Here is a 3417-nt window from a genome sequence, read left to right on the forward strand (position 1 = left end):
GTGTTTGACACAAATTCAGTTTTCACCGCTTTAAATGTTGCTTCAGCAACAGCATTATCATAAGGGCATCCCTTATGGCTTAATGAACGCTCAATGCCAAATTCCTTTAAACATTCATCAAGTAGATGATTATCAAATTCTTTTCCTCTATCTGAATGAAATAACTCAACTGAATTTAAGTTAATAGGGATTTGGCTGATAGCATCCATAACCAGTTGAGCATTTTTATGTTTTCCAGCACTTCGTCCCACGATTTCTCGATTGCTTACATCAATAATCACACAAAGGTAATGCCATTGTTGTTTTACTCTCACATAAGTTAAATCAGTCACTAACACTTTGCGTTGTTGGCCTACGGTAAACTCACGATTAAGTTGCTTACTTACTGTTGATTCGTTGCTTTGTTCTGTATTAGCACAATATTTTTTACAGGTATATTTTGATACTCATCCGTTTTCTTGCATGATTCGACCAATTCGGCGACGGGATAATAGTATGCTTTTCTTTCTAAGCGCTACTTGTAGTCGCCTTGTTCCATAGGATTGATAGTTATCGTTAAATATCGCTTTCACTTTTTTACTAAGCTCTTTGTCTGTTTTTTTACTGGTTAATGGTTGTTGATAATAAAATCGATTTCTTGACACTTGTAAACATCGACATAACGCACGTAAGCTATATCGATGTTGATTCTCGGTGATTAATTTGATTTTCGTCCTATTATCAACGCCGCTTGCTTTAGGATGTCATTCTCCATTAACAATCGCTTATTCTCTTTACGTAGGGCTATGAGCTCATTTTCTTGAGCACGACGATTAGCTTGAGCTGTAAACTCACCAGTGGTTTGATATTGCTTAATCCACTTATCTAATGCGGATTTAGTCAGGTCGTATTCGGTGACAATATCCGCTCGTTTTTTGCCATTTTGGTATAACATTACCCTCTGTTTTTTAAATTCATTACTAAAACTGCGTTTTTCTCTTCTTGAAATAAGATTTGTCATTGTTGGTTCCTTTTGTTTTTTGGTTATCATAACAATGACCTTATTAAACTGGTACTAATTAGTGTAGCCTGTCCATCAAAAGCGAACAATGGCTGGAGGCGCTGAATTTAACTGGGTCTGGGAGGGTGAAGGTCAAGATGTTCGTTGTTTACGTCAATGGGGTAACTTTGGGCAAATAGATGAACGTTACACATGGCAAGATGAAAACGTGATTGTCACCATGGCTGATGGCAGTCAAAAGTGTTACACCCATAAAGACGGTTTGTTACAGTCAGAAATCGATGCTAATGGGGCGACCAAAACCTATCAGTATAATGAAGAGGGATTGAAAACCGTTGAGATTGATGCGTTAGGGCATCAAACCCACTATGAATATACGGTTAATATACTGGGTGGGTTAAATAGTTATCAATATGTCAATGGTGATCCGATAAATTGGATAGATCCGTTAGGGTTGATTAAGGTCGCTGACAAGGGCGTTGAGGGGATTGTTGGAAAAGAAGCTGATACTCAATTAGTACCAGATACTTTTGTATCAGATGTTACTACTCATAATAAACAATTAGGAGTAATAAATCGAAAACAAGGTACAATTTCTGGCGCTCATAATCAAGATGCATTTTTAGAATCTATTGAAATAACAGGTGCTAAAATTGTAAACCCTAAGTACACAGATAGACAATATCCTGGGTTGATTGAATATCAGTATCAAATTCCAGCTATAGCTGGAAATGGACCAAATGCAGGAAAAGTAACCGGATACAAAGGTGTTGAAAGAAAAACCACCTATGATCCTGCAATACTTTCTGATGCAAAAGTAGCGGAGATGTCAAATAAAGCAGCACATCAAGCAAAAGATTATTTTCAATCAAATCCGACAAAGAACGTGTATGATACTAAAGTAGGTGGCTATTGGTTTAGAGTGACACATGACCCAAAAACTAATAAAATAAATAATGCATTTTTGACAATGCCGCCAAGGAGTATTAGATGACAAATAATATACAATGGTTGAAAAAAATTGAAAAAAATTAATTGAAAATGATGGAGGAAATTTATATAGCTTATTGGAAATAATGTATAAAGAACAAAAAATGAATTTTTTACAGTTTTTATATGATGCTTCCAAAGGAATTGGATGTTCACCGTCCGAAGGGTGTGGTTATGCATTAGACCAAAACTGGGATAGTCCTGAAGAATTTGATGAAGTAAGTTTTATGTTTGGAGATTATTGTAACTATCCCCTAAAATAGTACAGCAAAAAAGTAGAAAATTCTCTATGATACAAGTAAAGGGGATTTAATTATGAAAAAAATGACTGAACATCAAATCATCGCTATTTTAAAAGAAGCTGAAGCGGGTATTCCCGTTAAAGAACTGTGCCGTAAATATGGCATGGGTAATTCAACTTTCTATAAATGGCGAGAAAAATACAGCGGAATGGAAACGTCGGATATCAAACGCTTAAAGGAGCTGGAGGCTGAAAACCGCAAGCTTAAACAGATGTTTGCCGAACTGAGCTTAAGATCCCAGCTTCAGGAAGAAATCATAAAAAAGCTTTAGTGCCCACCAAGGCACGTAAAATGTGGGCACAGCAACTACAACAAAATCATTCGGTTACTATTGCAATGAGTTGTGCCATTGTTGGTTTAAGCCGTTGTGCTTACTATTATCAAGCTAAGTTACAGGATGATTCGGCGATTGTTTCGGTATTGAATGCTATCACAGATAGGCATTTACGCTGGGGTTTTCCTAAATGTTTTAATCGTATCAGAAAGCTCGGCTATCAATGGAATCATAAACGGGTATATCGGGTGTATTGTGAATTAAAGCTTAATCTCAGGGTAAAGCGTAAAAAACGCATTCCTCCACGATGCTCAGAAAGATTATTAGTCCCCAATAAACAAAGTGACTGTTGGTCAATGGATTTTATGAGTGGCAGTAGCCGTAATCAACGTCGCTTTAGGACATTCAATGTCATCGATGACTTTAATCGTGAGGCATTAGGTATTGATATTGCAGTAAGCTTACCGGCAGGGAGAGTTACCCGTTACTTAGATAAACTGGCCGAATATCATGGGTATCCATTAAAAATACGGGTCGATAATGGGCCAGAATTTACAGGAAAAACCTTTATAAACTGGGCTAAATCACATGATATAGCCATTGATTATATCCAGCCCGGTAGCCCTTATCAAAATGGTTATATTGAACGATTTAATCGTACCTATCGTACTGAAGTGCTCGATTTATATCTTTTTAACAACTTAGCGCAAGCAAGGAGAATAACCGAAGAATGGTTAACGATTTATAACACCGAAAGACCGCATGAGGCATTAAATAACATGACACCGCTCGAATATAAAATATTAAAACAGGCAGCTTAATTTTCTACGTGAGTTGTGTACTAAGTTTGG

6 protein-coding genes are annotated in these 3417 nt (G+C 36.8%); 3 read left to right on the top strand and 3 right to left on the bottom strand.

The window, feature by feature from the left end; genetic code table 11:
- The 3 genes from A9G41_RS13050 to A9G41_RS13055 all read right to left on the bottom strand — a co-directional run.
- On the bottom strand, positions 1-332 hold a 332-nt coding region (locus A9G41_RS13050), incomplete at its 3' end, for a DDE-type integrase/transposase/recombinase (protein WP_179854700.1).
- A gap of 114 nt (positions 333-446) precedes the next feature.
- Positions 447-644: an IS3 family transposase gene (locus A9G41_RS13730; protein ID WP_179854701.1), complete on the bottom strand. Its 198-nt coding sequence runs from the start codon at positions 642-644 to the stop codon at positions 447-449.
- Positions 645-697: 53 nt separating this feature from the next.
- On the bottom strand, positions 698-1030 hold the full coding sequence (locus tag A9G41_RS13055; protein ID WP_081301468.1) for a transposase: 333 nt from the start codon (positions 1028-1030) through the stop codon (positions 698-700).
- A gap of 58 nt (positions 1031-1088) precedes the next feature.
- Between A9G41_RS13055 and A9G41_RS13060 the strand changes: the two genes are divergently transcribed.
- The 3 genes from A9G41_RS13060 (at position 1089) to A9G41_RS13070 (ending at position 3387) form a co-directional block, all read left to right on the top strand.
- A complete protein-coding gene (locus A9G41_RS13060) occupies positions 1089-1994 on the top strand; it encodes a hypothetical protein (protein WP_065581368.1) in 906 nt (301 codons plus the stop codon).
- 82 nt (positions 1995-2076) lie between these two features.
- Positions 2077-2253 carry a hypothetical protein gene (locus tag A9G41_RS14380; protein WP_176700409.1) on the top strand — a complete coding sequence of 59 codons (177 nt, stop codon included), beginning with the start codon at positions 2077-2079 and terminating at the stop codon, positions 2251-2253.
- Positions 2254-2305: 52 nt separating this feature from the next.
- Positions 2306-3387 (top strand): IS3 family transposase gene (locus A9G41_RS13070; RefSeq protein ID WP_442903301.1). Its coding sequence is split into 2 segments (ribosomal slippage): positions 2306-2549 and positions 2549-3387, totalling 1083 coding nucleotides; the frame shifts between segments, so codons are not numbered across the junction.
- The last annotated feature ends 30 nt before the right edge of the window (positions 3388-3417 follow it).

It is taken from the genome of Gilliamella sp. Nev5-1 (assembly GCF_001690895.1).
GTDB classification, from domain to species: Bacteria; Pseudomonadota; Gammaproteobacteria; order Enterobacterales; family Orbaceae; genus Gilliamella; species Gilliamella apicola_C.